Here is a 26727-nt window from a genome sequence, read left to right as displayed (position 1 = left end):
GTCCTGGTCCTCTCCGCATTCATGAGTCCGCGAGCATCGCTCGCCTCATCCTGGCCCACATGCGGGCCACCGACCGCCGAGAACGCGGTCGCCCCGTCGCCGCGCGCTTCCTGCGCAGCCTTTCCGGGCTCCGGTCCGGCAACCCGGCTACGGCCTTTTCGAGGCAATGCGGAAGCTTCTGCCGCATCTCGCAAAGCGTCTGGACCGACGCTCCGGCTTTCTTCGCCGCGCGTCCGAACGCCTCCGGGCCGGCACCGAGCATCCTCCGAACCCGGCCGAGAAGGGCCGCCCTCTCCCGGGTCAGCAGAAGCTCCAGGACGAGCCCCGTGGCCGGCGCTTCGAGATCGCCCGCGTCAATATCGAACGCCCGGAGCATTTCATTCAAAATATCCGATTTGCCCATGGCCGCCCTGCGCAACAGCCCGACGAAGTATCGGGACAGCGCGAACCATTCCTCGCAGGAGATCCGCTCCTGGCCGTAGATCCCTTCCCTCCGCTGCACCGCCTCGTCTGCCGCCGACTGGAAGGCGAGCGCATCGCCGTCCGCTTGCGCTTCGTCCGCCTTTCGCAGGTCGCCCTTGCAGCGGGCGCAGAGAGCCAGGTGCCTGTCCTCGGCAGAGAGCCGGTGCGGCTCGACGGTCCCGCCGCAATGCGGGCAGCAGTCGCGTAAGATGCGCCCGTGCCGCAGGCATGCCGTGTGCCAGGCCAGCCGCCATCGGAGGCGGTAATAGGGCTTTTTGTCCTCGGCGAGGCAGGCCGGGCAATACTGGAGCCCGCCGCGTCTCCTCCGGTTCCGCGAGCCGGCGGCGAGCACCCACGGCCATACCGCCTTTCCGTCCGGGAAGCCTCCGGCTGGAGCCGAGGCGATCGTCCGCAGCGTCGCCGCCTCAAAGACCGTGGCCGCGATTCCCGACGCCCGGGCGAGCGCCGCGAGCCGGTCAGCCGCAATGCCGCGATCCGGGTCGCCCGTCCATACCCTCCAGCGCGGCCAGACGCTGCCGGTCAACACGAGCGGATCGCATCCTTGGACGAGCGCCGCCCGCACCAGCCAAGAGGAGAAAAGCTCGTCGGGAAGCAGCGGAATTGGAAAGCCCCAAGGGCGGATCATGCGGCGATCTCCCGGATCCCCTTCGTCGGGCGCACCCATGCCTTGCTTTCAATGATCTGCTTGTCGATCTGCTCTTTGCCGCTCTTGATGGCTTCCGCGGCGCATTCGGTCAACAGCCGATGGAGATTTCCCAGGTTTCCATCCGAGATCGCGTGCAGGGGAATCGCCAGCTCCTGCCGGTGCAATCCGGAGGGTTTCCTCAGCGGCAGGATCTTCTCGAAGGAGGCGAGAAGGCGCTGGAAGTCCTTGTTCAGTTCCCACAGCGGTAAGGTCGCGACGTCGAACCGGCTGGCGTGCTGCTCGTCTGTGTGCAGCACGCGCACGGCCTCCCGCGTGCCGACACCGATAATGGGGACGGCGGCCACGTTGCAGATAAACTTGATGGCGTTCATCGCTTTCCTCTGCTCGCGGGAGGAGCCAGTCAAGAGCGAGTGGAACTCATCAATGACGATGATCCGGACGTGGCAGCTTTGCAGCCAAGTGGTCGTCTGGTAGCGGAGTTTCGCCGCGGGGGCACTCGCCCGATAGGATGGGTGGAAACACTCCAGTATGGAGATATAGAGCCCTTTCTCGTCGGCGCTGGGAGGCGCCTCGGCCACGACGACCGGCTTGACCGGATCCGCATCCTCGTTGACGTAGCCTCGGCCGAAAAGGTCCTGGAACCTTCTGATGATGGTCGTCTTGCCGTTATTCGGCTCTCCGACGATCAGCAGGCTCTGCATCCGGGGCCGGGGTGGCTGGTTCATGAGGTCCCGGAGAGTGTCCAGGATGCGGACGGCCCTCTCGTATCCGACCCATCTCGGTTCGCGCATAAAGGCGATCCGCTCCTTGTCCGGCAGCCCGAGAACATGCCGAAGATCCGGATGAATATGCTCCGCGTTCGTCATGCGATGTCTTCGAAGGGCTCGATGTTCTCGTCTGATAACAGTCCCCCGAGCAGGGCTTCGGTAGTCGTTTTGACTGGCGGATCGACCGCAGCCGCCGGAGAAGCCTTCCGCTCGTGTTCCCTTCGCCGTTGCGCCTGCCGCCGCGCCCTCTTCGTCTTCTCCTGCGACTCGGCCACCTTCTCGCGCAGTTCCGTCAGGGCGCGAAAGATCTGGTGCTCGTTCGCGCTCCTGATTCCCTCCTTCCGGAGTTCCTGCCTCACCTCTCGGTACTCCCACAGGCTCAAGGGCGGCCGGGACTGGTCGGCGAACGGAACCTTGCAGTACTGCTTGATCTCCGGATCGCGGAACCAGATGACGCTGATGTCGCGCGGATCCCGGCGGAAGATGAACTCCCGCTTTCTCTTGGTCATCGGATCCGTAGCGTTGATCCAAGGGCGCAGCACCTCCGCGTAATAGGTCAAGCCATCGATCGACACCCCAAACGCCTGCACGGTGCGCCGGAAGGACGGCAGGAAGTCCAGCAGCAGCTTCATCGGATCGGCGGGACGCAGAGGAACGCCGATGCCGGGAACTCCGCCAGTTCCGAAGATCCCGATCTCCCACTTGCGCAGGGGCGTCATGCCGATCTCGGAATGGATGCGCTGGTGGTAAACCTCGCAGATGATCCGGACCAGCCACTCCTCGAATTCGGTCTTGGTCATCGCCGCAGTCTTCTCCGGGTCGTGCTCGTCCCTCTCCGCGACGGACGAAAACGTGGTTCCGGGCAAGTGGTGGATTTCCTCGAGGAGCGTGCCGAAGAGTCGCTCGATGTGGCCGCCGAAGTTCGGCCGTTTCACGGGCCGGAACTCCAGATTGATGCCGTTGTCCAGGCAAGCGTTCTTGAAGTCGTCGGAGCGGAAGTCCGCGCCGTTGTCGACGTGGATCGTCTTCGGATAGCCCCAGACCGGCCAGCTGCTCTTCACCCCATGCGCCAGAAGCCACTCCTCCTTCGGGAGAATGGAATGCGCCACGCACAGGGCGACCGACGTTTCGGACGGCGGATCGAAGGATAGATAATAGCCAGTTACCACCCGGCTGAACACGTCCACCGCCAGGGTGATCCAGGGACGGCCTATCGGCTTCCGGTAGAGGTCGTCCACCAGGGCGATGTCCGCGGGCGTGTGGTCGATCTGCACAACCGAGAGCGGAAAGTCGGCGTTCGGAAAGCTACCGGCGGCAGGCCGGAACTTGTTCCGCGCCCTCTCCCGGAAGCCGCGCCTCCTGAGACGTTCCCTTTCCGGAATCCCGGCGATCCTGGCGCGAACGGTGGAAGGCGATGGCGGACTCACTCCTCGCTCCCAGCAACGGCGGCGGACCTCGTCGACGGTTTTCTGGGCCGTCGGCCGTTGCGGCGACAGATAGAAATCTCGGATTACCTCCTGAATGACCCCATCGGCGTCTTTGGGAATCCGACTTCTTCCTCTCCTCCATCCGCTCTTCATCGGAATGAGGGCCGTTAACCGGCCCTGCGCCCGGTAACGCCGCAGCCAGCGGTAGATCGTTACGGGGTCCACGCCGAGATCTTTCGCCCTGTTTTCCACCTCGCTTCGCCCGATCCTGTGGCAATCGACGAATGGACGAATGGCATTGAATCGTTCCTGGGCGATCCGCCACTCCTCCTCCATGATCTCCAACAAGTCGGGGACGGGCGGCATCGGGCCAGAGTCCATCGGACGTAGTTCGCCTACGCGAAGCAGGGAGCTGCGTCCGCTCTTTACGTCGACACCGACGACCGACTTGAAATCCAAAACCTTTTCGATCTGATAGACCGCGTTTTCAACCTGCACGAATTCCCCCTCGCGGAGACAGATGTTCCTCCGATCGGACGGAATGCCCCGACTGGGAACTCCGCTCTTGTTCTCGTCACTCATCGCCAGGAACCCATAGTTCAGTGAAATCGCCGAGTGGCCTGCCGATGTCGCAGTCGAGCTGGCGGGTTGCGAGCAGATGCCAGATGCGAGCGGCGCCTTCCACGCGCGACAGCCTAGGGAATTGACGCGCCAGGACGTCCCGGAAGGCCGCTCCCCCCGCTTCCCGAACACCCTCCAACACCAGGCAACTTTCCTTGGGAGGGAACCTCATCCGCTTGTATCGCTCCAGGAAACGGATGTTCCGCAAGGTTTGATCCCGGATCCGGCTTTCGTCGTGAATGCGAAACTCCCAGCCCTGCCCTCTGGCATACCGGTAGGCCGCCTTCCATTTCGGAAGCCAGCGGCGCCAGTGCTTTCGCCATTCCCCCTCCGGCTTGACCTCGATCAGCGACGGACGAGGGCCACCAGGAGAGATTTGGCCGACACACTGATAGTAAATGAGGAAGTCAGGCGTATAGACGTAGGATCTGCCGCCGGAGACGAAGGGGATCTGGACTGGTTGGGGGATTGCATCGACCACGGCAAGGGAGAATTCGCATCGGATGAGAAAGTCGCGTTCCAGGGTCGATTCGTAGGGAATCGCCTTCTTGCCGCGAAAAGCGTAGATGCCCGCAACGCTCCTTCGGGCTGGACCGATTCGGCGCGCCTGCACCGGACGAACGGCGTTGCAGCCATTGCTATCCATTTTCGGATTGCGTTGCACCGATTCCTATTATTTTCGTTGCATCGATTGCTAGCTTCTTTTTTGGCATGCCCCTGGTAATGGCGCACATCCAGTTGCAGTGATTGCCAAAAATGACAGGGGGCCCCGCCTCTTGCCCGGGGAGGTCAGCCTGGCTCACCATGGGGTTCTCTTCCTGGACGAGCTTCCTGAATTCGGCAGAAATGCTCTTGAGGCGCTCCGGCAGCCGTTGGAGGACGGGAGGCTCACCCTATCGCGCGCTGCGGGCACCGTTACCTTTCCCGCCAGCTTTATGCTCGTAGCAGCCATGAATCCCTCTCCGACCGGCGGTTTCGATGACGCCGCCCGAGGGAAATGCACCCCGGCGGCCATGCGCCGCTATCTCAACCGGATCTCGGGTCCGCTCCTGGACCGCATCGATCTTCACGTCGAGGTGCCTGCGGTCGACCGGCAGCTTCTCCTTCAATCGGAATCGGCAGAAAGCTCGGCGGCGATCCGGTCCCGGGTCGAACAGGCGCGTGCGAGTCAGGCCCAAAGATTGGCGTCGGGGCGGCGCAAGATCCACAACAACGCCCGAATGGGCCCTCGGGAGATCGCGCGCTTCTGTATCCTTTCCCCCGCGTGTGGAAACTTCCTTGCCACCGCCCTCTCGGAGCTCGGTCTTTCGGCGCGAGCCTTTCACCGGATCCTCAAGGTGGCCCGGACCATCGCCGATCTGGCCGGCCGAGGAGAGTTGCGGGAAGAAGACTTGGCCGAGGCGATCGGCTTTCGCTCGCTCGATCGGCGAATCTGGGGCGAGTGAGCGGGCGGCGAGGCCTTGGGATTCCGCCGGCCAGTCCGGCCGTTCGACCGATCCCTCTGCTTTCTTTTTGGAAAAGGGGGGAACCCGGGTTACAGGTTAATCTGCGCATGAGAGAAATCACGCCTCGAAAAGGGGAGCGCTCCCGCACGTTTTGCAGCCTGACCAAACTTGGCTTTCTTCTCGCCGGCTTTTTCTGGATATCCGGATTCAGCCACTCGGTTTTTGCCACGCCGGATCCCGCCAAGCCTTGTCCACCACTTGAGTTCCTGCAAGGCCGCTTCTGGAAGAACTTCCGTCTCCAGGATTTCGCGCTTCACGGAGTGATCGAGTCGGAACGAGAAAGCTATCCCATCCAACTCATTCTCCATGATCGTAAGATGATCTATGACTTCGAGAATCCTCCCTTCCAAGTTCAAGTCGAGATTCAGCCGGAGCGAAGCTTGATCGAACGCCGCAGACAGAAGAGGGAAGCCTGGCAGCCGGTTGCCGGTCGAGCCCGGCAGAGCCCGATCCTGGACACCGATATTACTTATGAGGATCTCTGCCTCGACTTCATGAGGTGGGACCAGGTGAAACCCCTGGGGACCGACCGTATCAAGACATTGACGGCCTGGGCGTTCGACGCCATTCCCCCTCGCGAAACCAGCGCTTACGCCCGGGTTCGTTACTGGATCGCCGCCGAGTATTACGCTCTTTTGCGCGCCGATGCATACAATGGAGCCGGAGCACTGGTCAAGAGGCTGGAAGTCAACGGAGTCCAACGCATCGGGGATGCCTATGTCATTAAGGAAATGCAGGTTTCCTCCTTCGATCCGAAGAAGGAAGGCTCCTCCCGCACCTTGATCAACATCCGGCGTGGGGAGCCCCTTCCTCCCGAAACGGGCGCCAACTCATCGCGAAACCGGGCTCCGTCCCGGCCGCCGAAAGTAGCCGATGGGCTTGATCGCTAGGAAGTAAGGATCTCTTCGTGCCGGAGCGCGGCACGAATCCGCTCCTCCCACTTCTCCAAGACCCCCGGGTCGGGTCCCTCCATCAGCAGCCGGATCTTCGGCTCGGTTCCCGAGTAGCGCAAAAGGACTCGGCCCTCCCCTCCCAAGACCCGCTCGGCTTCGGCAACCGCTTCTTCCACCTTTGGCATCTCCTTGAGCGGCTTCTTCTCCCGAACGGCCAAGTTGAGCTGACGCTGGGGATATTTCCGTAAGCAGCGGCGGAGCTCAGCAAGAGGGTTGCCGGTCGTAGAGACAATGCGGAGGATTTCCAGCGCGCCGCGCAACCCGTCGGCGCTCGCCGCCTGGTCCAAGAGCAGAAGATGGCCGGATTGCTCCCCGCCGAGATTGAGCCCGTGGGCGCGCATCGCGGCCGCAACGTGCCGATCACCTACGGGCGTTCGCAGAACCCGCACTCCGGCCTCCTGCAACATCCGATCGAGCCCAAGATTACTCATGACCGTAGCGACCACCGCCTGTTTGGCGAGCACCCCACGACGATGGTAGTCCAGGGCGAGGATGGCCAGGAGATCATCCCCGTCCAGAACCTCTCCCCGATGATCGCAACAGAGTAGTCGATCCCCGTCGCCGTCGAGGGCAAAGCCGATGTCGGCTTCCGCCAGCCGGACCAGCTCGGCAAGTCTCTCCGGATGCATGCTGCCGCAATCGCGATTGATATTGATTCCGTTGGGGTTCGCCGAAAAGAGGAAGGGTTCTGCCCCGAGGGAGGTAAAAAGGGGGCCTACTAGGTTCGATGCCGCCCCATTGGCGGCATCTACGACGATTCGGAGCCGGGAGAGGTCGGTTCCTTCCGGCCACTGCCTGCGCAAGGCATCCAGATAGAGATTCTGCGCCTGCAAAAGGGATTGCAACCGACCCACCAGCGCGCCGGTCGGACCTTCGGAAGAGAGCCACGGATAGGCGGGAAGACGGCTCGCGATGCTTTCCTCGGTCTCCTCCGGGACCTTGGCCCCATCAGGGCCGAAGAGCTTGATGCCGTTATCCGGAAAAGGGTTATGCGAAGCACTGATCATCACCCCGCCCGCGGCTGCAAGCTGTTTTGCCAGCTCACCCACCGCCGGGGTCGGCAGCACCCCCAAGCGCACTACGTTCACACCGGCGGAAAGAATGCCCGAGACCACGGCCGATTCGAGCATCTCGCTCGAAATTCGCGGATCGCGTCCGACCACGATCTTCCTCCTTCCTCCGCTCGCCAGAGCGGAGGCGGCGATCGCCCCTACAGCAACGGCAACCGTTGGGGTCAGTGGATGTAGATTCGCCGTGCCTCGAATGCCATCGGTTCCGAAAAGTCGCGCCGTCGGTTGTCTCAAGTCAGGCTCCAAGGCTACTTCGCTAGCCCAAGCGAAGAAAGAATCTGGTCGATCGATCCCGGCTCGATCGACTCTCGAAGAATCGCCCAGACGGCGATCGCGAGGATCAGGGAAATGAGCTTTTGTTTCCAGTTGTCCAACAGCAAACTCATAGCAGCTTCCCCTCTTTCGAGCGCATTGTCTGGCTAAACAAGGATCTCCGTCAATCGTGCGCGCAGCCGGTTCGGATCGAAGTGACGCTCCAGCTTGCCCTCCAAGGCAATAGAGATGGCACCCGTCTCCTCGGAAACCACGACGACGATGGCGTCGGTCATCTCGCTCAAGCCCAATGCCGCCCGGTGGCGCAGTCCGAGCGGCCTCTCAAGCCGATCCGTCTCGCTCAGAGGAAAAACTGCGGCCGCCACAACGAGGCGATTGTCCCGGATGACGACTCCGCCGTCGTGCAGCGGCGTGCGGGGATAAAAGACGGTCACCAGCAGATCGGCGCTTAACTTGGCATCCAGGAGGGTCCCCGTGTCCCGCGCGGGTCGATAGAGGTCTTCCCGCTCCATGGAGATCAGAACTCCGAAACGCTCTCTCTGGCAGATTTCGGCAGCGTTGACGATATGCTCGATCACCTCCGCCTGCTGCTGCCGCCCCGAGCTGGTGACACTCCGGCGTCCCACTTCCGCAAGCACCTGTCGCAATTCCGGTTGAAACAGGACGACCAGTGCAACGAAAAAGGACGGAGAAAAGAGCCGGATGAGCTCGGTGACAACCCGCAAGTGAAGAACGGCGGAAAAGAGAGTGAGGACGACAAGGACGATCAGAAGTCCGGTCAGCACCTGCACGCCGCGCGTTCCCTGCAGAAGCTTCCAGACCTGATAAATGACCACGGCAATGATCAAGATCTCCACGACCCAGGAGAGAGTCAGCCCGTAAGACCTCACGGCAACCCTCCCTGCAGAGCGGAAAAGACATTCCGAGCCGCGACCGCGCCGTCCACGTCATGGACTCTCCAGACCGCCGCACCCTTAATCGAGGCCAGGATTTCCACGGCCAAGCTCGCCGCATCCTGATCTTTCACGCGAGGCCATCTTCGGAGAAAGCTCTTCCGGGAAACTCCCACGAGAAGCGGTCGTCCCATTTCCGCAAAAACGCGGAGTTCGCGCAGCAACGCCCAATTCTGATCCACCGTCTTGGCAAAGCCAAAGCCGACGTCGCACAGGATCCTCTCCCCGGGTATCCCGGCCTCCGTGCACTGGCGCAGGCGGACGCTCATCTCCTCCTTGACTTCCCGCACGACGTCCCAATAGACCGCATCCGCCTGCATGGTTTTCGGCATCCCGCGGGAGTGGACCAGAACATACCCCGCACCGGCATTCCTCACTGCCTCCCAGAGACCCGTCTCCCACTTTCCCCCGGAGACGTCGTTGACGATCTCTGCGCCCTCTGCAAGAGCGACTCGAGCCACACCGCCCTTGTAGGTATCGACCGAGATCGGGATCGTGAGCCTTCCGGCAACCGCCCGCAATACGGGAAGAAGCCTGCGCAACTCCTCTTGTTCCGAGACAGGATCCGCCCCGGGTCGCGTCGACTCCGCACCGAAATCCACCAGGTCGACTCCGATCTCTTCCATGCGCCGTGCTTCTTCTGCCGCCTCCCTCGCGGAGAGCAGCCGGCCTCCATCGGAAAAGGAGTCGGGAGTCAGATTGATGATCCCCATGATGAGCGGTCTTTGCGACGAGAGCGCCAGCGCTCGGGCCGAAGTGACCCATCGCGCGGGGTGAAATGCCTCCAAAGCCTCTGCGACCTCAGCGCCAACCCTGTTCTGAGCCGCCCCCCCTCCCCGCTCAGGCGAATCGCAGGTGCGAGACTCCTCCGCCTGGTCTGATTGCCGGCTCGCTTTGAGATGCTTTCCGGGAACAGAAGGAGCGGTTTTCCTGGCAGCAAAGATCTCCACTCCGTCAGCCGCCGCCTCCCCGCTTATTCCTCAATGCTCTTTCTACGAGCTTCAGCGTGAGTGTATTTATCACGTCTTCCCGGCGAAGCCAACCCTTCCTCGCGATGTTGACGCCGATTCGCACAAACCCGAGTTCCCGGGTATGATGCGCGTCGGGATTGATGACGCACCGCACTCCCTTATCCCTCGCCGCGTGCCACCACCGCCAATCGAGATCGAGCCGCAGGGGCTGCGCATTGAGCTCGATCCAGGTCCCGGTCTCGGCCGCGCAGTCGATGATCTTCTCCAGATTCACGGGATAGGGTTTCCGCATCAACAGGAGCCGTCCGGTTGGATGACCGAGCATGGTGACATAAGGATTTTCCATCGCGCGGATGATCCGACGAGTCATCTCCTCCTCGCTTGTGGAAAATCCCGCATGCACGGAAGCCACCACGTAATCGAGGCTGGCGAGCAGCGAATCGGAAAAGTCGAGTCGGCCGTCGCGCAGGATGTCGCACTCGGTCCCGGAAAGAAGCCGAAACCCCCGAAACGTTCCGTTTAGCTTTCGAATCTCCTCCTGCTGGCAGGCCACTCTCTCCTCATCCAGGCCATTGGCCTGAAAAGACGATTTCGAATGATCCGCGATTCCCAGGTATTCCAGTCCCAGGGCCTGCGCTGCTTCCGCCATCGCCACCAGAGTGCTGTGCCCATCGCTCGCCGTCGTATGGCAATGGAAGGTGCCGCGCAGATCGGTCCACTCGAGCAGCCGGGGAATCTGGTTGCTTTCGGCCGCTTCGATCTCGCCCAGATTCTCCCGAAGCTCAGGCGGAATATAGGCGAGTCCTAGGTTTTCATAGATCTCGGCTTCGTCCCGACACCGGATTCGTTCTCCGGATTCTTTCTCTTGGGCCGCGGCATCCTCCGATCCCTCGGAGAAGCGGATTCGGGCTTCGCGAAACAGTCCCCACTCGGAGAGTTTTTTCCCTTGCGCGATCGCACGCTGCCGCAGGGCGATATTGTGCTCCTTGCTTCCCGTAAAATGGAGGAGCGCATAGGGATAATCCTCATCGGGCACCACCCGAAGGTCGCAGGCGAGCCCGCCCTCCAAGACGACGCTCGACTTCGTCTCGCCATGGTTGACTACGCGTCGCACCCCGGTGGCAGAGACAAACCCCTCCATCACCGCCGCAGGCTTCGGCGAAGAACAGACCAGATCGAGATCCCGAACGATCTCCTTTCCCCGCCGAAAGCTGCCTCCCATGCTCACGCGAACGACCTCGGGATGGGCTCGAAGCTCCTCGACCAGTTGCTCGGCCAGCCCGATCAGGTCGCCGTACCGATGGTAGGCCGCATAGGAGCGTCGCTGTTCGATGCCGGAGAGGATGTTCTCTTCGGTCTTCGACCCGAAGCCGGGAAGCTTGCCCACCCGGTGGCTTCGGCATGCGGATTCGAGCCCGGCCAGATCCCGGATCCCTAGTTTCTCCCAAAGAATCTTCGCCTTCTTGGGTCCGAGCCCGGGAATATCGAGAAACGCCACCACCCCCGCCGGAAAAGATCCCTTGAGTTCTTCCAGATAAGACAGGTGGCCGGTCGCGACGAGCTCCTGAAGTTTTGCCCGGATCCCTTCTCCAATGCCCTTGACCCCCTCCAGCTTCCCTTCCCGAACGAAGGTGTCGAAATCTTCGGAGAGCGAGTCGAGCGCCCGCGCTGCGGTTCGGTATGCCCGGGATTTAAAGGGATTCTCTCCCCGCAAATCGAGCAGGGTCGCGATCTCCTCGAGCTTCTCAACCGCCTCTTCCTTTGTCACGGAGCCTCCACAAGCCAAGCATATCTCCTCAAAAGTCTTTCGCCAAGCAGGGCAAGGCTTTCAGGAACGGCCCTGCCCGATTCGGGGCCGGCGTCTTCATCCTCCCGTTGCGCAGGGACCCCGCGTCGAGTAGACTCTTCACACGGTGGCAGACCGTTCATCGGCAAACCTCTGGAAAGAGGCAAAGGAGCTCTTCCCTGGAGGGGTCAATTCCCCGGTTCGATCGTTTCGCGCCGTGGGCGGAGCGCCATTCTTCGCCCAGCGGGCGGGAGGGGCTACACTTTGGGATACGGACGGCCGGCCCTACCTCGATTATGTCTGTTCGTGGGGTGCCTTACCCCTTGGTCACGCTCACCCTGCCATCGAGTCTGCCTTACGCGAGGCAATCGTCGAAGGAACCAGCTTTGGCGTCCCTAATCCTCGCGAGGTCCAACTGGCAAAAACCATCCGCGCCTCCGTCCCCTCCATTGAAAAGCTGCGAATGACATCGAGCGGAACCGAGTCCTGCATGACCGCGGTCCGCTTGGCACGCGGCTTTACCGGCCGGAATAAGATCCTCAAGTTTGCCGGTTGCTACCACGGACACAGTGACTCTCTCCTGGTGAAAGCCGGCTCCGGAGCCCTGACCCACGGAGAACCTGACAGCGCGGGAGTGCCGGCGGCGCTGGCGGACCTCACAGTCGTTCTCCCGTGGAACGATCCCGTCGCCGCAAGAGATCTCTTCACCCGAGAAGGGAAAGAGATCGCCGCGGTCATCCTGGAGCCGGTGCCCGCCAATGCGGGGCTTCTTCCTCCCCAGCCCGGGTTCCTCAACCAGATCCGCGAGTTGTGCGACCGGTACGAGACCCTGCTCATTTTCGACGAGGTGATCACCGGATTCCGCTTGAGCATGGGGGGAGCGCAAGAGCGATTTGCCATCCGGCCGGATCTCACGATTCTCGGCAAAATCGTCGGCGGAGGCTTGCCTGCAGCCGCCCTCGGGGGGCGGACCGACATTCTCGAGCGGCTGGCGCCCGAAGGCGATGTTTATCAGGCGGGAACGCTGAGCGGAAACCCGCTGGCGATGGCCGCCGGACTTGCGCAGATTGAGGAGATGGAGCGCTGCGGCGCTCACAAGCAGCTCGAAGAGTTGGGTATGCTCTTAGAGTCGGAAATTCGAGATCTTCTTCGGCGCCGGGGAGAACGCGGCGTCCAGTTCCAGCGCATATCCTCTCTTTTCTGCCTCTTCTTTACCGACCAGCCGGTCTGCTCCCTCGAGACTGCGCTCAGAAGCGACCGGAAGCGCTTTGCCCGATTCTTTCACTCTCTGTTGCGGCAAGGGATCTTTTTCCCCCCTTCTCCCTTCGAAACCTGTTTTCTTTCCACCGCACATTCCCAGGCGGACCTCGAGAAAACCGTCGTTGCCATCGACCAAGCCTTAAAAGAGTCCCAATGAGGAGCCGACGGCTTCCCACGCTTCTCCTCCTCTGTTTCTGGTGCTGCCTGCCCGTGCGGCTGCCGGCCTCCGTTCCCCAGGAGTCGATCTTCCCCAAGAGCCAGTTACGTCCAGGGATGCACGGTCTCACCTATACCGTGCTGCAAGGACACAAAATCGAGCCGCTTCAGACCGAGATCTTGGGAATTGCCAAGGATTACGTCGGTCCGGGGCTCGACTTGATCATTGCCAAGCTGATCGACGCCAAAACGGCGACGACCGGCGCGGTCCATGGCATGAGTGGAAGCCCGCTCTACGTCGATGGCAAGCTCGTAGGCGCGCTTTCGCGACGAATCGCCTCCTTCGAAAAGGACGGTCATTGCGGCTTTACTCCGATCGAGGACATGCTGCGCGTGGAGCAGGAGCCGTCCTCCTATCCCACGCGCCCCTTGCCGACCCAGTTGCGCGACGCCTGGCATTGGGCCGAACCACGTCCCCTGCGGGGAGCGATGCTTCGGGCGGACTATTTGGGCATCCCCCTGTCGGTCGGGGGGCTCAACCCGCGGGTGGCGGCACGCTTTTTGGAAGCGCTTGGCCTACGCGGGACGCCGGTGCTTGCCGTACCGGGCGGAGGGACCGTGACCCTCGCGGGAGGCGGCTCGACCTTGGAGCCCGGAGCGCCGCTGGCTGCGGTCATGATGACGGGCGATATCAACATCTCAGGAACGGGCACGTTGACTTGGCGCAGCGGCAATCGGGTTCTCGCTTTCGGCCACCCGATGTTCGGCTTCGGCAAGAGCGCCCTTCCGATGGCCGCAGCGGAAGTGGTGACGACCGTGCCCAGCTATGAGACTCCCTACAAGCTCACGAACGTGGGAAGCGTCGTCGGAACGATCCTGGAAGACCGGCTTTCGGCGATTGGAGGAGAAGTGGGACAGAGGCCGAAGCTCGCCTCTTACCGGATCGAGCGCCTTCACCGCGGACGGACTCTGCCTACGCTCCGGGGGGAGTTCATCTCTCATCCCCTGCTGACCCCCTTTCTCATGGACTTGGCCATGGGCCAACTCTTTTCGGCGACGGACAGCTTCGGACGCACCTTCACTCTCTTGATCGATGGGCTCGTTCATTTTCAGAACCTTCCCTCTCTTCACCTGCGAGGCATCTACTCCGGCGAGGACGGAGATCTGGCATCAGCCGTCTTGGAGATGGTGCAGCCGCTTCAGCTTCTCTTTCAACAACCTTGGACCGAACCGATCGTCGAGTCGCTCGAGTTGAAAACCGCGTCGACGGAGGAAGAAGAGAACTGGATGATCGAAAGAGCCTCGGTGGATAACGCCCGATGCAATCCCGGAAGCACGATCTGGGTCAACCTGCTGCTTCAAGAACGACATGGTCGTCGAATCTCGCGCAGGATCCCGCTCACTCTCCCCCCGGGGCTTCATGATCAACCGGTGGCAATCCGAATCTCTTCCGGACGCGCCCTCGATTCGCAAGCTCTTCTACGTAAAGTGCCCTCCGCGGAAAGCCCGGAGGAGCTCATCGCCCTGCTCAATGAACAGCATGCCAATGACATGCTTTACGTGCAGGCCATCACCGAGTCGTCTGGACTGGTATCGGAAGCCGCCGATCTGCCCGCTCTCCCGCCGACGGTCCGCACCACCCTTTCTCCCTCTACCTCCTCCAAGAAGGCCGAGCCTTGGAACGATCTGGTCTGGTGCGAGACCTCCCTCTCGATTCCCGGGGTCGTCAACGGCGAGCAGAGCCTTCGAATCGACGTCCGCTAAAGAGCCGTGCTTGACGGCCTTCGGCGGAAGCCGCTAAACATGGAGCGGAACCGGTTACGGAAGATCGCGGACCGGGAGAATCCGCCGGTGCGGACTTCTCTTGTGGCATTCGACAGGGAGGACGGAATGATCGTGAGGCGTCTGCTTCTATGCGCGCTCGTTTTGACGAACGGCTGCGGGATTGGTTCTGCAATCGGACAAACGGTCGATCCCGACCAAGCCAAGCAGATCTTCGGCGTTTTGCCCAGGATCGCCGAAAATCCGCAGAATCCCGTAACCCCGGAAAAGGTCGCGCTGGGCAAGTCTCTCTATTTCGAGCGTCGGTTGTCGAAGAGCAGTTCCATCAGTTGCAGCAGCTGTCATGACCTGGGCATGGCTGGTGCCGACGGTCTCTCCACCTCCCTTGGCTATCGCTGGCAGCTCGGCCCACGCAACGCCCCTTCGGTGCTCAACGCTGCCTTGGAATTTACGCAGTTCTGGGACGGCCGAGCCAAGGACGTGGAGGAGCAGGCCAAGGGCCCGATCGTCAACCCCAAGGAGATGGCGGCAACGAAGGAACTCGTCGTGCAGCGTCTCAAGAGCATCCCGGAATACGTGGATGCGTTCCACAAGGCGTTTCCTGGGGAAAAGGATCCCGTCTCCTTCGACAATACGGCAAACGCGATTGCTGCCTTCGAGCGGACTCTGCTGACTCCCTCTCGCTTCGACCGATTCATCGCGGGCAACACGGCGATCCTCACGGAGGAAGAAAAGCAAGGGCTCAATACCTTCGTGAGCGTCGGCTGCACCACCTGCCATAATGGCGTCGATGTGGGAGGGGGGAGCTTTCAGAAATTCGGCGCGATCCACAAGGTGGATTGGCTGAAAGACTTGGGCCGATATGAGGTGACGAAGAACGAGGCGGACAAATACGTTTTCAAAGTACCTTCTCTCCGGAACGTTGCCTTGACCGCACCCTATTTTAACGACGGCTCCGTCTGGAGCCTTGAAGAAGCCGTCAAGACCATGGCGTACGCCCAGTTGGGTCGCACGCTTACGGACGCGGAGGCCAAGCGCATTGTCGCCTTTCTCCACACCCTCTCCGCAGATCCTGCCCTCGTTGTCCCTCCGCCGGTTTTACCCCCTTCCTCCCTCTCGACTCCCAAGCCGATGCCGTAAGGTGTTCTTTTGCGGCCCTCCTTCCGCCGATTCGTTGCTCTCTTCCTCGCAGTCCTGACGTGGCATGGCCTCGCACGGCGTGGCTATGCGATCCATCCGCAGCGGATCGTTCTGGACACCTATTCGGATTTCGCGCAGGGAACAGCCGAGAGCGTAACGCTCGGCGAGGAGGGACTGCTTCAGCCCGCTCTATCGGTCGAGATGGTGGCGCGGCTGCCTGCCGATCAACTTTGGGCGATCCTCCCGGAAGCCGAGGGGACCATGCTGGTGGCAACCTCTCCGGACGCGAAAATCTTCCGCATCGGGTTGCATCGCGAGGTAACCCTCCTCGCCTCATTTCATGAGCACCAGATCTACGCGATGGCACGGAGTCCGCAGGGTGAGCTTTTTGCCGCGACTTCCCCCAACGGGAAGATCTATCGGGTCCCGGCCAAAGGAGACCCGGTCGTCTATTTCGATCCGAAGGAAAAGTACATCTGGTCCCTTCTTTTCGACCGCGACGGTACCCTTTACGCCGGGACCGGGACCGGTGGCAAAATCTTTCGCATCGAAGGCTCGCTCAAGGGAACTCTCCTCTCGGCGACCGGGGAGACGCATGTACGCTGCCTAGCCTGGGAAAAGCCGGGAACGCTCCTTGCAGGCAGCGCCCCGCGAGGGCTGCTCCTCCGGATCCTACCCGGAGGGCGAGCCGTGGCTCTGGCCGACAGCGAGAGGGAGGAGGTGAACCAGATTGTCGTTTCCTCGGACGGCTCGATCTTCTTTTCCGCCGTCGGAACACGCCATCCTCCCCGCGCACCGGGATCGTTCTCCGAACCGGGCTCTGCGACTCCTGAGGTCTGGACCTCCGCCCCGGAAGCTTCCGAGTCGGAGGAACCACCTCGAGAGCCGGGAAGAGCGCTGCCATTCGGCATGATCAAGGCTACGGTGTCCGCTCCGCTCTCCCAGCTCTGGTCGATCAACCCCTCTCTGGTTCCCCGCATGATTTGGGGAAGTCGCGAGGTTCTCTATTCCTTACTCCAAGCTCCCATGGGGCTTTTAGCAGGGATGAGCGGCGACGGCTACGTCTACCGCATCAGCCTGGAAGGCAGGAGTGATCGCTTACTCAAGATCGACGCTCCCGCAGTCCAGGTTGCGGTCCTGACCTCCTCGCAGCAGCTTCTCCTGGGTGCGAGCAACCCGGCGCGAGTCTTCTTGGCGGGAGGCTCTCCACCCCGAGAAGGGATCTATTGCTCAGCCCCTCTCGACGCCGGGAGCTTCGCCCGCTGGGGTCGGTTGCTTGTCGAGAGATCGGGCGTGGTCGCAGTCCGCACGCGCACGGGGAACACCGCTAAGCCCGACGAATCCTGGTATGACTGGTCTCCCGCACCGGACGGCCGCTGCCAGAGTCCTCCGGCCCGTTACTTTCAGTTCGAGCTGCGCCTCGCCCAGGGGGCTTCCGTCAATCGCGTTCAGGCTGTTTTTTTGCCCCACAATCTGCCTCCCAAGCTTGAGAAGCTCCAGATCCTTCATCCTGGCATCGCCTACTCGGAATTGCCTCCACCCCCCGCGCCTCTGCAAGCCCGCACCCTCGATCAGCTCCTCTCTCCGGAAGGCAAGCCTGAGCCCGTCGACTTCTTCTCCCCCATGCCGCCGCGCTATCAAGGGAAGGAAGCCCGAGGGCTCCGCACGGTGGTTTGGAAAGCGGAAGATCCGGACGGCGACGAACTCCGTTATTCCGTCTTCTTCCGCTCGGAGAAAGAGACCGACTGGCACCTCCTCGTCAAGGATTCGGAAGAGCCGCTCTTTAGCTGGGACACCTCGGGATGGCCGGATGGCCGTTATCTCCTCAAGGTCGAAGCCTCCGACGCGCGGGACAATGCGCCCGGGGAAGGGCTCAGAGCCTCTTTGAACAGCCGTCCTTTTCTCGTCGATAACACGCCGCCACAGATCCGGATTCTCTCTTCCGGCGGAGGCAAGTTGCGTTTCCGCGTGAGCGAATACGCGAGTGGCATCCGGTCGGTCCAGATTTCTCGGGACGGGCGCGAGTTCTTACCGATTCCACCGGTCGACGGGATCCTCGACTCCGAAGAAGAGGAGTTCGAACTTCCCCTCTTAAAGGGAGAAACCTTGTTCATCCGCGCTGAGGACGAAGCCGGGAATGTGACGAGCGCCTCCGCGAAGGGTTAGCCTGCATGTCTCACAAGCGATCTCCTCTACGGCTTGTGAAATGGACCTGTCTCCTTCGTTGCGCCTTGCATCTAGGCCCATCCGCCGCGCCTCGGGTACGAACTGTGTGAGACCTGCAGGCTGGCCGCCGCGAGAAACGGCGTCTAGGCGGGCGATCCCTCCAGACCGGGCAGGAGGCCTCCTGCCGCGGGTTTACCAGCGGGGGTGGGCGGCGCAACCGTATCTCCGGCGGGGGAGGGAGAAGGACCTTCTGGAGGAGTCGGACGCGGGGGTGGAGAGACCATTTGGCCGGTTTTCACCAGTTCCTCCGCCTGCCGGGCATCCAAGGTTTCGTAATCCAAGAGTGCTTTCGCTAAAGCGTCCATCTGCATGCGATTCGCGCCAATCAATGCCTTCGCGCGATCATAAGCCTCTTGAATCAGCCGCTTGACCTCTCCGTCGATCAATTCGGCCGTCGCCTCGCTATACGCCCTCGACATGCCCAGGTCCCGACCCAAAAAGGTCATCGTGGGATCATCTGCGTAGTGGACCATGCCCAGCTTTTCACTCATGCCCCACTCGCAAACCATCCGCCGGGCGTACCAGGTTGCCTGCTGGATATCGCCACTGGCCCCACTGGAGATGTCGCCCAGAAAGATCTCTTCGGCCACGCGTCCACCCATGGCGACACACAGGTTGTCGAGCAGTTCCTTTTTCTTGGTGTTATACCGATCCGTGGCTGGGAGCATCATCGTCACACCAAGGGCAGGCCCTCGGGGGATGATGCTCACCTTATGCAAGGGATCGGTATGCTCCAGCAGCACGTTGAGAAGAGCGTGACCCGCTTCGTGGTAGGCCGTGATCCGCTTCTCCTCGTCGCTCATCGCCAAGCTCTTACGCTCGCGCCCCCATCGCACCTTATCCCGAGCTTCTTCCAACTCAGGCTGTCCGATCGACTCCTTCTCGCGGCCTGCAGCCAAAAGGGCCGCCTCATTGATCAAATTGGCTAACTCCGCACCCGAAAAACCGGCAGTGCCTCTAGCCAAGGAGCGAAGATCAGCTTCCTTTGCCAACTTCACCTTCGTTGAATGCACCTTCAAGACTTCCTCGCGACCGCGAATATCCGGCAAGTTCACCCGAACCTCCCGGTCGAAACGTCCCGGACGGAGCAAGGCTGCATCCAACACATCCTTACGGTTCGTTGCGGCAATAACGATCACGCCTTCTTGCGATTCGATGCCATCCATTTCGACGAGCAGAGCGTTGAGCGTCTGCTCTCGCTCGTCGTGACCTCCGCCCAGTCCGGTGCCCCGGCTTCGTCCGACGGCATCGATCTCATCGATGAATACGATGCACGGAGCCTGGCGTCGCGCCTGCTCGAACATGTCTCGGACCCGCGATGCGCCCACCCCGACGAACATCTCCACGAAGTCGGAGCCACTGATGCTGAAGAAGGGGACATCCGCCTCGCCCGCGATTGCCTTGGCAAGCAGGGTCTTCCCTGTTCCCGGAGGCCCCACCATCAGGACTCCCTTGGGGATGTGCCCCCCCAGCTTCTGAAATCGCTTCGGGTCCTTGAGGAACTCCACGATCTCCTGCACCTCCTGCTTGGCTTCCTCGATTCCCGCCACGTCTTGGAAGGTGACCTTGGTCTTTTCCCCAGAGAGAAGCCGCACACGGCTCTTGCCAAAACTGAACGCGGTCTTGCCCGCCATGCGAATCTGCTGCCGGAATAACAAGTAGAGAGCCAAAATGAATAAGAGAAAAGGAAGGATGCTCAGCAGGGCCTGCCCCCAGAAGTTGTGGACGACCCGGATGTCCACTTCGGGGAAGCCCTTGGCGGCCAGAAGATCATGAAGATCACGGTTAAAATCGAGATCGACGATCGTTCGAAATGGGACGAGAACCAAGCCTCCCGGAGAATCCGGCGAGGGCTTGGCATAGCGGCCTTCCAGATACGTCTGTCCGTTCGAGGTATCCCGGACGAAGGCAACGGACTTTACCTGCTTCTGGTCGAGCAGGCGGACGAGCTGCGGCAGAGTTTTCCCTTCCACCGCAGGCGCCTGCCCCGCACCCACGAAATAGAGCAGGGCGGAAAAGACAAAGGCAACGCCCAGGAAGAAGACCAACCCCTTCCATTTGCCGTCTCCTGTCCCTTTTTGCTCGCGTAAGGGAGAGTCATTCTTCTTGCCTCGAGGCTGCTTGTTTCGTTCGGGAAATTGGGTCGGCGTCAGCGCCATCGTATTTTTTCTCCTTCCGTCAGAGTGTCGGCTTGAGCATAACACCGCTCTTCCGGGCTAGCAAACGCGCGCCGGGATCTCCGGACGTTCACGCTCCCACTCCAGCCGTCTCTCGGGGTGAGCGAACCTCGGGATGGACCCGGTAGTAGCTGTCACGCGCAACCGGCTCGCGACCGCTCTCCCGAATTGCCGCCGCTAAATTGTCGGCCGTTTGAGAGATGGGCGTCTTCGAGCCTGCCATGTGAAAGATCTTTTCCTCCTCGATCGTCCCATGAAGATCGTCCGCTCCAAACGAAAGAGCCACTTGGCCCAGCGGCAAGCCGGAGCTGATCCAATAAGACGTGATATGGTCGACATTGTCGAGATAGATGCGGCTGACGGCAATCGTGCGCAAGGTGTCCGTAGCGCTGGCCCGCCGCAGGTGAGAAAGCCTAGTATTCGCCGGCTCGAAAGCAAACGGGACAAATCCGCAAAACCCTCCCGTCTCCTCCTGGAGCCCGCGCAATCGGCGAAGGTGGTCGACGCGATGAGCCGGTTTCTCCACATGTCCAAAGAGCATCGTCGCCGTACTCTTTCTTCCCATCCGATGCCAGATCCGGTGCACCTCGAGCCACTCCTCGGCCGTTTCCTTCCCCCGGCAGATTTCGTCTCGGACTTCCGCGTCAAAAATTTCCGCTCCACCCCCAGTGAGGGAATCAAGGCCGGCATCGGCCAGATCCTCCAGCACTTCGGGAATCGATCGGCGGGCGATCCGACGAGCCAGATGACGGATTTCCACGGCGGTAAACGCCTTGATCATCATCCCGGGGCAGCGCTCCTTGATCGCGGAGATCAGATCCCGGTAGTAGGAAAAAGGCAAGTGGGGATGAAGCCCTCCCACGCAGTGGACTTCGACTGCCCCGCTGCGCCACGATTGGAATGCCTGCTCTGCCATCTCCTCGACCGAATAAAGAAAGGCGCCCGGCTGCCCCGAACGACGATAGAAGGCGCAAAATCGGCAGCTCAACAGACAGATGTTGGAGTAGTTCAGGTAACGATTCACGAGGAAGGAGCCGCGCACCCCATTCTTCCGCCGAGAAACCAGGTCGGCGAGCGCGCCGACCGCCCCTAAGTCCGGACAGGCGAAGAGCCGCAGGGCGGATCGATCGTCGATTCTCCCCCCCTCGACGAGGCGCTCGGCGATATCTGCTATCCCCTCCCTACGACAGCTGTCCCAAAGCGCCGTCACAGCGACACGCTCCCGACCACTCCCAATAGAAGAAGCATGCTCACCGCCACGTTCACCTCGAAAAATGCAATGTTCAGGGCTCGCCCGTCCTTCCTCCGGCAGAGTCGATGTTCGTAGAGAAGCGCCGCCCCGGCGATCACGCAAGCCAACCAATACGCTCCCGAGAGGCCGGCCTGCAAGCCGAAAGCAATCCAACCGAGCCAGGCCGCCCCATGGAGAGCCTGTGCCATTCGAAGCGTGGCGTTCGTCCCGAACCTGGCGGGAAAGGAGTGGAGCCCAAGCCGAAGATCCACCTCTCGATCCTGCAGGGCGTAGATGAGATCGAACCCGAAGGTCCAGGCAAGCACGGAAGCTGCGAGCAGGTAGGGGGCAACGCTGGTCAGTTCTCCCCGCACTGCGGCCCAGGCTCCTAGCGGTGCCAGAGCGAGAGCGAGGCCCAAGAGAGCATGGCAGAAGGAAGTGAAGCGCTTCGCATACGAATAGGCGAAGATCACGGCGACGGCCGGCAAAGCGAGAAGTCGGCAAAGATCGTTGAGCAACAAGAGCCCGACGCCAAAAACGACGAGCCCGCCGAGGCAGAGAGCCAAGGTCTCTCCTCGGCTGGCCAGCCGACTTCTCTCCACCGTTCGTGGATTCCTCCGGTCAATCTCCCAATCGACATACCGGTTAAAAGCCATCGCGGCGGTCCGCGCACCCACCATGCAGATCAAGATGCCTAAAACAATCGGGGCCGCGGGTAACCCTCGGGCCGCGACCAACATCGCGGACAGGGCAAAGGGAAGCGCAAAGAAGGTGTGGCTGAACTTGATCAGCCGCAGCAGATTCGCAATTCGACTCCTCGGCGAAGAAAGAGCCCTCACGATCCCTCCTCTTTCCAGCGGGTTGCCAGCCTGTTTGGGATCTGCAACTGATCGAGGACGCGGCTAATGATGGTATCCACAAGATCCAGAACGCTCGCAGGCTTCCCGTAAAAGGATGGGCAGGCAGGAATCACGACCGCTCCCGCTTCGATGAGAGTCACCATGTTGCGTGCGTGAACCAGATTCCAAGGGGTCTCCCTTGGAACGAGGACGAGCCTCCTTCGCTCCTTGAGGAAGACGTCCGCCGCTCGACCAATCGCCCCTTCCGAGATTCCGTGGGCAATCCGCCCCGCTGTTCCCATCGAGCAAGGAATGATGACCATCGCCGAGAACGGATTCGATCCGCTGAGAAACGGAGCCGCCATCGACCGCTGCCCGTGGAGAACGAAACGAGAAGGAACCAGAAGACTGCCTTTTTCCAGTTCCTCCCGTGCGACTTGGCGCGCGGAGTCGCTGACGATGACATGGACCTCGTGATCCTCCTGCTCCAAAAAGGAAAGAAGCCGCTGTGCATAGAGCGCACCGCTTGCTCCGGTTACCGCAACGACCAAACGCATGGGCGGTCTAACCTGCCTGTCCCACAAAGTTCGTACCGCGAGATGCGGGCACCGCTCTGGCCTTCGGCCCTGGAAGGTTCCCTGTGGATGAACTGGTCGAAGCCTGCTCCGCTACACTAGATCATAGCCCCCGTCCGAGCCTCCGAAGTCATCCGAACCGTCATCGGCTAGGTTTGCGGAAGAATCGTTCCCCTCTTCCGGGCCGTCGCAACAGGTCGATTCATCGGCGGCTGCCTCCTGCCGGCGAGGCTCGCCCCAGGATCCCTCACGCGGAGGCTCCTGCTCAAGGATAACCTCGGTCGGCTGCTGCTGTTGCCCAAACACCCGGTCGAGCATTCCTCCCATGAACGCGCCCAAGCCCAGGAAGCCCGCGGCCTTCGCTACTTCCCCCACGGGATTGGAAGCGGCAGGAGCGGACGGCGCGGGAGCCGCCGTTCGCTCCTGCCGAACTGCTTGATTGAAGCGAGTCGTGATACCATGCTCCGGAGCCGAGACGGGGTTCGCGATCCGGGCGGCAATCGCCTCCCGCAAGCCCTCCACGGAGGGGGTGGGAATCGGATAGGGGAAAATCAATGGAGCCGGCTCATCGGGAGAAGCGCTATCGCCCTTCCGGACCGCTCCGGCGAGCCATTCTCGTTCCGCCGGAGAGAGAACCGACGGATTGAGTTCCAGGAGGGCGCTCTCCGGTGCATCAATGCCTCTGCGCAGAGCTTCCACAGGATCAACCAGACAACGAAGTTTCACATTTCCTCCAAATTCAGTCGATAGAGTCTACTGCTTTCCGTCTACCCTGGCAAGCCGACCTTTTCCCGACGACGCTTCAAGGGAAAACGCACAACGCCGTCGGTTTGAGAAGCTCACGGGATATCGCTTGCGGCAATCGGCAGGAGGAAAAAGGGATCACGGAAGAGGGTCTCAAACTCGGGATTGACGCCAGGGTCGTTGGCCAGCACGAAACGGCCCCGATCCGCCTCCATTCTCCACTGAATATGCCACTGGTCGTTTTTCCTGCTCGCGTCCGCGCAGACGACGACCATGCCCGGCTGCCAGTTGCCCCAACTCCTCTCTTGCGGCGAAAAGAGTCGAACCGCCGTTTTTGGTTCAAACGTAAGCGGGTCTAGAACCCGCCGGAGAAGCAAAAAGCCCCCTCGCCACTGCACTCCTTCGCGCCTTTCCGCCGGAGAGATGTCGCGAGAGCACGACCAGACCTCGGGACCATGATAGTTGGCGATTTCCGCCAGCCACGACCCGCTTTCCCAGGAGCCGGCGGATCCCGGCAAAGAACGCAGGACCAGGGCCCGAGGCTCGTGGTTGGCCACCTTCAAATAGAGATGCCCGTTCGGTCCAATCCAGTATCTTCCTTGAAGCTGCTGAAGGACGATCTCTCCTAACTCCTTGGCATAGCGTTCCTTGGGGCACGACCAGATCAGTCCGTTCGAAGCCGGAAGCCAATCGTGTTTCCCACTCTGCCAATGCCCTTCCACGAAACCATTCCCGTTGTCCGTTTCTCGAGGCGGAATCAGAGAGGAGTGGAAGATCGGCTGCCGCTCGGAGGGCCCGTCGGATATCCAGTCGTCCAGCAGGGATCCGACCAACACGACCAGCGCGACCAGAGGGATCAAATCGATCGTTTTCTTCGACATCATAGGAGATTCTCGATCATGCTCTACTTCCCGACAGGCTTGGGATGAGCGGTTTCTGAACCAACTGATAGACCAAGGCTGCGCGGTTCCTTCCGGATTGCCCAATCCGAAAGCCCTATCGCACGATCTAACTGGTTCGACGTCTCCCGTTCGGCATCTGTTCAGTTTATGTTTAGCCTTCCTCTGGTCGGGAATGAACAAGCGGGTTGGGACGACAAAGAAGAAGCAGAAGAAGACGGTCCTGGAGATTCGGAAGACCGAGGCGCAGGTCGTTCGGAAATGGGAGCGAATGGCTCCGGAGGTAGGATTCGAACCTACGACCAAGCGGTTAACAGCCGCTCGCTCTACCACTGAGCTACTCCGGAGTGGAAAAGGAAAATCTAGTAAGTCAGGATGCCTCTTTCCAAGGAAAAAAGTGATGGACGGCTCCCGGTTCTGGGATCGGCTCGATTTCGGAGCAAGAAGAGGATAGAGAGGAGGAATGCGTCTGCTTCTCGTCGATGGCAGCTATTATGCCTACCGCTCCTTTTATGCGATGCCGGCTCTGCAGACGAGCGAGGGAAAGCCGACGAATGCGCTCTACGGGCTCACCGTCGTGCTGCGCCGTATGCTCGCCGATCTGCGACCGACGCTCGCCGGCTGGGCGATGGACGACGGTCTGTGCGCGGAACGGGTCGCTCTTTGCCCGGAGTACAAGGCGAATCGTCCGGAAATGCCCAAGGCGCTCTCCGCCCAACTCGATCAGGTCGAGGAGCTGATGGCGGCTCTGGGGATTCCGGTATTGCGCGTTGCCAGAGAGGAGGCGGATGACGTGATGGCCAGCTATACCGCCTTCGCCGTTCGGCAAGGGGGGGAAGTGATTCTGGCGACGAGCGACAAGGACATGATGTCCCTGGTTTCGCCTCGAGTGTCGATCTACCGGAAGAACGAAAAAGGCTTTCATCTTCTCACCGAGCCGGAGATTACCGAAAAATGGGGTGTTCCGCCCGCGCAAATCCCCGATCTGCTTGCGTTGATCGGCGATTCGACGGACAACATCGCCGGCATTGCGGGCGTCGGTAGGATCACGGCGGCCGAATGGCTTCGCCACTACGGCTCCTTGGAGGAACTCCTCCGGGAGGCTCCCCAGGCAGCTTCGGCCAAGCTGCGGCAGCTGACGGAAGTCCAACGGGAGCGGATTCTCCGCAATCGAAGGATGGTCGGGTTGCGTACGGATCTTCCCCTGCCCGTTCCTTTGGATGCGTTGGCGATTCGCCCGGACTTGGCGAAGCAAGCCGAGCTTTTCCACCGATGGGAGTTCCGGAAGCTTGCGAAGGAAGCGGAGAAAGCTTTAGCGGCCGAGCGGGGCCAACCCGAACTCTTTCCCAAAAGCGATGCGTAAACGTCCCCCGCCGGACGGGAAACATCGATGCCGCAGAGTTCAGATCCCCTTCCAAGCACGCAACGCCTCCGCCCGGAACATCCCGAGAAGACGCCAGACCTTCCCTTCTTCAGTGCGCTGGCGCTGAAGCCAGAGCAGGCTGCCGGGCGACAGCGAGACTACGGGCGGCACCTTTTTAGGAAGGAGAAGCCGAGTGGCGATCTTGGCAAGATTGGGCTCGTGGCCGACCAGAAGAAGGTCGGCCTTTTCCCTTTGGATCGCCTTGAGGGCCCGGCCGGGAGAGTCCTGGGGATCCAAGCTCTCCCAAAGCGTCAAGCGTCCGCCCGGGAAGAGGGCAGGCAAGAGGATTTGAGCAGACTGGCGACAGCACGTCTTCTCGGAATGAGCCAGTCCTTGGACGCGAACCCCCCAACTGCGCATGAGCCGGGCCAGCCGGGAGCACTCGTCGACACCCGCCTCCGAAAGAGGCCTTTCCGGATCTTTCTCGCCCGCCACGGCACTTCCGTGCGTCACGAGGTAGAGATTCACCCGAAAGACGATACCAGGACGAATCCAGCTTTCCAGGAGGAAACCGCCAGGTGTGATCTTCTCCTTGGATCGCTCGGGGGAGAGCGGTAGGCTCCAAACCCTGACATGCCCGGCAACCCTCAGCCCGATCCCGACAGCGGTTGGCGTCCGAGGCACAGTCCCTGGGTCGTCGCTCTCTCGGTGATGCTAGCGACCTTCATGGAGGTGCTCGACACCACCATTCTCAATGTGGCCCTCCCCTATATCGCGGGCGGGATGGCGGCGAGCAACTCGCAAGCGACTTGGGTGCTCACCAGCTACCTCGTCTCCAATGCGGTCGTCCTGCCGCTCACCGATTGGCTCGGCCGCCGAT

The 26727-nt window shown here is 61.2% G+C and carries 23 protein-coding genes, 1 tRNA gene and 1 pseudogene; 8 read left to right on the top strand and 17 right to left on the bottom strand.

Annotation, left to right across the window (positions count from 1 at the left end; translation table 11 throughout):
- Window positions 1-19: 19 nt before the first annotated feature.
- From MAMT_RS09130 to MAMT_RS09115, 4 genes are read right to left on the bottom strand one after another with little or no spacing between them, the layout of a single operon-like run.
- Window positions 20-1147 (bottom strand): TniQ family protein, encoded by a 1128-nt coding sequence (locus tag MAMT_RS09130; protein WP_142660724.1) that lies wholly within the window; start codon window positions 1145-1147, stop codon window positions 20-22.
- Window positions 1105-1995 carry a TniB family NTP-binding protein gene (locus MAMT_RS09125; protein ID WP_142660723.1) on the bottom strand — a complete coding sequence of 297 codons (891 nt, stop codon included), beginning with the start codon at window positions 1993-1995 and terminating at the stop codon, window positions 1105-1107. Before MAMT_RS09125 ends, MAMT_RS09130 begins: the two co-directional genes overlap by 43 nt.
- Window positions 1992-3905 (bottom strand): TnsB C-terminal domain-containing protein, encoded by a 1914-nt coding sequence (locus tag MAMT_RS09120; RefSeq protein ID WP_142660722.1) that lies wholly within the window; start codon window positions 3903-3905, stop codon window positions 1992-1994. Before MAMT_RS09120 ends, MAMT_RS09125 begins: the two co-directional genes overlap by 4 nt.
- Entirely contained in the window at window positions 3898-4608 is a 711-nt protein-coding gene (locus tag MAMT_RS09115) for a TnsA endonuclease N-terminal domain-containing protein (RefSeq protein ID WP_246186623.1), read from the bottom strand. Before MAMT_RS09115 ends, MAMT_RS09120 begins: the two co-directional genes overlap by 8 nt.
- 79 nt (window positions 4609-4687) lie before the next feature.
- On the opposite strand from MAMT_RS09115, the gene MAMT_RS09110 reads away from it, so the two are divergent.
- Together MAMT_RS09110 and MAMT_RS09105 are read left to right on the top strand one after the other, a co-directional pair.
- Complete coding sequence (locus MAMT_RS09110; RefSeq protein ID WP_142660721.1) at window positions 4688-5389, top strand: ATP-binding protein; 702 nt, start codon at window positions 4688-4690, stop codon at window positions 5387-5389.
- Between the two features lie 107 nt (window positions 5390-5496).
- Complete coding sequence (locus MAMT_RS09105; protein WP_142660720.1) at window positions 5497-6339, top strand: outer membrane lipoprotein-sorting protein; 843 nt, start codon at window positions 5497-5499, stop codon at window positions 6337-6339.
- On the opposite strand, the gene glmM is transcribed toward MAMT_RS09105, so the two are convergent.
- The 5 genes from glmM to polX all read right to left on the bottom strand — a co-directional run bounded on the left by glmM (window position 6336) and on the right by polX (window position 11437).
- Window positions 6336-7706 carry a phosphoglucosamine mutase gene (glmM, locus tag MAMT_RS09100; protein WP_178087047.1) on the bottom strand — a complete coding sequence of 457 codons (1371 nt, stop codon included), beginning with the start codon at window positions 7704-7706 and terminating at the stop codon, window positions 6336-6338. The genes MAMT_RS09105 and glmM overlap by 4 nt on opposite strands.
- 14 nt (window positions 7707-7720) lie before the next feature.
- Window positions 7721-7858, bottom strand: a complete 138-nt coding sequence (locus tag MAMT_RS11455) for a hypothetical protein (protein WP_178087046.1) — start codon at window positions 7856-7858, stop codon at window positions 7721-7723.
- Between the two features lie 33 nt (window positions 7859-7891).
- Window positions 7892-8635 (bottom strand): diadenylate cyclase CdaA, encoded by a 744-nt coding sequence (cdaA, locus tag MAMT_RS09095; protein ID WP_142660718.1) that lies wholly within the window; start codon window positions 8633-8635, stop codon window positions 7892-7894.
- Window positions 8632-9411, bottom strand: a complete 780-nt coding sequence (gene folP / locus MAMT_RS09090) for a dihydropteroate synthase (protein ID WP_246186622.1) — start codon at window positions 9409-9411, stop codon at window positions 8632-8634. The genes cdaA and folP overlap by 4 nt, the downstream gene beginning before the upstream one ends.
- Window positions 9412-9652: 241 nt before the next feature.
- Window positions 9653-11437, bottom strand: a complete 1785-nt coding sequence (gene polX / locus MAMT_RS09085) for a DNA polymerase/3'-5' exonuclease PolX (RefSeq protein ID WP_142660716.1) — start codon at window positions 11435-11437, stop codon at window positions 9653-9655.
- 145 nt (window positions 11438-11582) lie between these two features.
- Between polX and hemL the strand changes: the two genes are divergently transcribed.
- The 4 genes from hemL (at window position 11583) to MAMT_RS09065 (ending at window position 17959) form a co-directional block, all read left to right on the top strand.
- Window positions 11583-12872, top strand: coding sequence for a glutamate-1-semialdehyde 2,1-aminomutase (hemL, locus tag MAMT_RS09080; protein ID WP_142660715.1), 1290 nt, complete (start codon window positions 11583-11585; stop codon window positions 12870-12872).
- A complete protein-coding gene (locus tag MAMT_RS09075) occupies window positions 12869-14635 on the top strand; it encodes a SpoIVB peptidase S55 domain-containing protein (protein ID WP_142660714.1) in 1767 nt (588 codons plus the stop codon). Before hemL ends, MAMT_RS09075 begins: the two co-directional genes overlap by 4 nt.
- A 132-nt stretch (window positions 14636-14767) precedes the next feature.
- Entirely contained in the window at window positions 14768-15793 is a 1026-nt protein-coding gene (locus tag MAMT_RS09070; RefSeq protein WP_374729438.1) for a cytochrome-c peroxidase, read from the top strand.
- Window positions 15794-15802: 9 nt separating this feature from the next.
- Window positions 15803-17959 (top strand): WD40 repeat domain-containing protein, encoded by a 2157-nt coding sequence (locus MAMT_RS09065; protein WP_142660712.1) that lies wholly within the window; start codon window positions 15803-15805, stop codon window positions 17957-17959.
- 143 nt (window positions 17960-18102) lie between these two features.
- Here the strand turns inward: MAMT_RS09065 and ftsH are convergent, their stop codons facing one another.
- From ftsH to MAMT_RS09030, 7 genes are all read right to left on the bottom strand, one after another.
- Window positions 18103-20178, bottom strand: coding sequence for an ATP-dependent zinc metalloprotease FtsH (ftsH, locus tag MAMT_RS09060; protein ID WP_142660711.1), 2076 nt, complete (start codon window positions 20176-20178; stop codon window positions 18103-18105).
- Between the two features lie 88 nt (window positions 20179-20266).
- Window positions 20267-21406 carry an aminofutalosine synthase MqnE gene (gene mqnE / locus MAMT_RS09055; protein WP_246186621.1) on the bottom strand — a complete coding sequence of 380 codons (1140 nt, stop codon included), beginning with the start codon at window positions 21404-21406 and terminating at the stop codon, window positions 20267-20269.
- Window positions 21403-22266, bottom strand: coding sequence for a 4-hydroxybenzoate octaprenyltransferase (locus MAMT_RS09050; RefSeq protein ID WP_142660710.1), 864 nt, complete (start codon window positions 22264-22266; stop codon window positions 21403-21405). Before MAMT_RS09050 ends, mqnE begins: the two co-directional genes overlap by 4 nt.
- On the bottom strand, window positions 22263-22823 hold the full coding sequence (locus MAMT_RS09045) for a UbiX family flavin prenyltransferase (protein ID WP_142660709.1): 561 nt from the start codon (window positions 22821-22823) through the stop codon (window positions 22263-22265). The genes MAMT_RS09050 and MAMT_RS09045 overlap by 4 nt, the downstream gene beginning before the upstream one ends.
- Before the next feature lie 111 nt (window positions 22824-22934).
- Window positions 22935-23567 carry a hypothetical protein gene (locus MAMT_RS09040; protein ID WP_142660707.1) on the bottom strand — a complete coding sequence of 211 codons (633 nt, stop codon included), beginning with the start codon at window positions 23565-23567 and terminating at the stop codon, window positions 22935-22937.
- A gap of 113 nt (window positions 23568-23680) precedes the next feature.
- Complete coding sequence (locus MAMT_RS09035; protein WP_246186620.1) at window positions 23681-24469, bottom strand: hypothetical protein; 789 nt, start codon at window positions 24467-24469, stop codon at window positions 23681-23683.
- Window positions 24470-24756: 287 nt separating this feature from the next.
- Window positions 24757-24831 (bottom strand) — tRNA-Asn (locus tag MAMT_RS09030).
- Window positions 24832-24947: 116 nt separating this feature from the next.
- On the opposite strand from MAMT_RS09030, the gene MAMT_RS09025 reads away from it, so the two are divergent.
- Window positions 24948-25847, top strand: a complete 900-nt coding sequence (locus MAMT_RS09025) for a 5'-3' exonuclease (protein ID WP_142660706.1) — start codon at window positions 24948-24950, stop codon at window positions 25845-25847.
- 39 nt (window positions 25848-25886) lie between these two features.
- Here MAMT_RS09025 and MAMT_RS09020 read toward each other — a convergent pair whose 3' ends face one another.
- Window positions 25887-26375: a SixA phosphatase family protein gene (locus tag MAMT_RS09020; RefSeq protein ID WP_142660704.1), complete on the bottom strand. Its 489-nt coding sequence runs from the start codon at window positions 26373-26375 to the stop codon at window positions 25887-25889.
- A 105-nt stretch (window positions 26376-26480) separates the two neighbouring features.
- On the opposite strand from MAMT_RS09020, the pseudogene MAMT_RS09015 reads away from it, so the two are divergent.
- Window positions 26481-26727 (top strand): annotated as a pseudogene (locus MAMT_RS09015) (EmrB/QacA family drug resistance transporter); the annotation flags it as partial.

The sequence above is a fragment of the Methylacidimicrobium tartarophylax genome (assembly GCF_902143375.2).
GTDB classification, from domain to species: Bacteria; Verrucomicrobiota; Verrucomicrobiia; order Methylacidiphilales; family Methylacidiphilaceae; genus Methylacidimicrobium; species Methylacidimicrobium tartarophylax.
Note: the sequence above shows the minus strand (reverse complement) of the source record. Positions and strands in the feature narration are given on the sequence as shown.

What these genes read in the sequence shown, in the direction of transcription:
- MAMT_RS09130 (WP_142660724.1), bottom strand. Translation starts at nt 1,147, where the DNA reads ATGGGTGCGCCCGACGAAGGGGATCCGGGAGATCGCCGCATGATCCGC.
- MAMT_RS09125 (WP_142660723.1), bottom strand. Translation starts at nt 1,995, where the DNA reads ATGACGAACGCGGAGCATATTCATCCGGATCTTCGGCATGTTCTCGGG.
- MAMT_RS09120 (WP_142660722.1), bottom strand. Translation starts at nt 3,905, where the DNA reads ATGAGTGACGAGAACAAGAGCGGAGTTCCCAGTCGGGGCATTCCGTCC.
- MAMT_RS09105 (WP_142660720.1), top strand. Translation starts at nt 5,497, where the DNA reads ATGAGAGAAATCACGCCTCGAAAAGGGGAGCGCTCCCGCACGTTTTGC.
- MAMT_RS11455 (WP_178087046.1), bottom strand. Translation starts at nt 7,858, where the DNA reads ATGAGTTTGCTGTTGGACAACTGGAAACAAAAGCTCATTTCCCTGATC.
- folP (WP_246186622.1), bottom strand. Translation starts at nt 9,411, where the DNA reads ATGGGGATCATCAATCTGACTCCCGACTCCTTTTCCGATGGAGGCCGG.
- MAMT_RS09075 (WP_142660714.1), top strand. Translation starts at nt 12,869, where the DNA reads ATGAGGAGCCGACGGCTTCCCACGCTTCTCCTCCTCTGTTTCTGGTGC.
- ftsH (WP_142660711.1), bottom strand. Translation starts at nt 20,178, where the DNA reads ATGGCGCTGACGCCGACCCAATTTCCCGAACGAAACAAGCAGCCTCGA.
- MAMT_RS09045 (WP_142660709.1), bottom strand. Translation starts at nt 22,823, where the DNA reads ATGCGTTTGGTCGTTGCGGTAACCGGAGCAAGCGGTGCGCTCTATGCA.
- MAMT_RS09035 (WP_246186620.1), bottom strand. Translation starts at nt 24,469, where the DNA reads ATGATGTCGAAGAAAACGATCGATTTGATCCCTCTGGTCGCGCTGGTC.
- MAMT_RS09025 (WP_142660706.1), top strand. Translation starts at nt 24,948, where the DNA reads ATGCGTCTGCTTCTCGTCGATGGCAGCTATTATGCCTACCGCTCCTTT.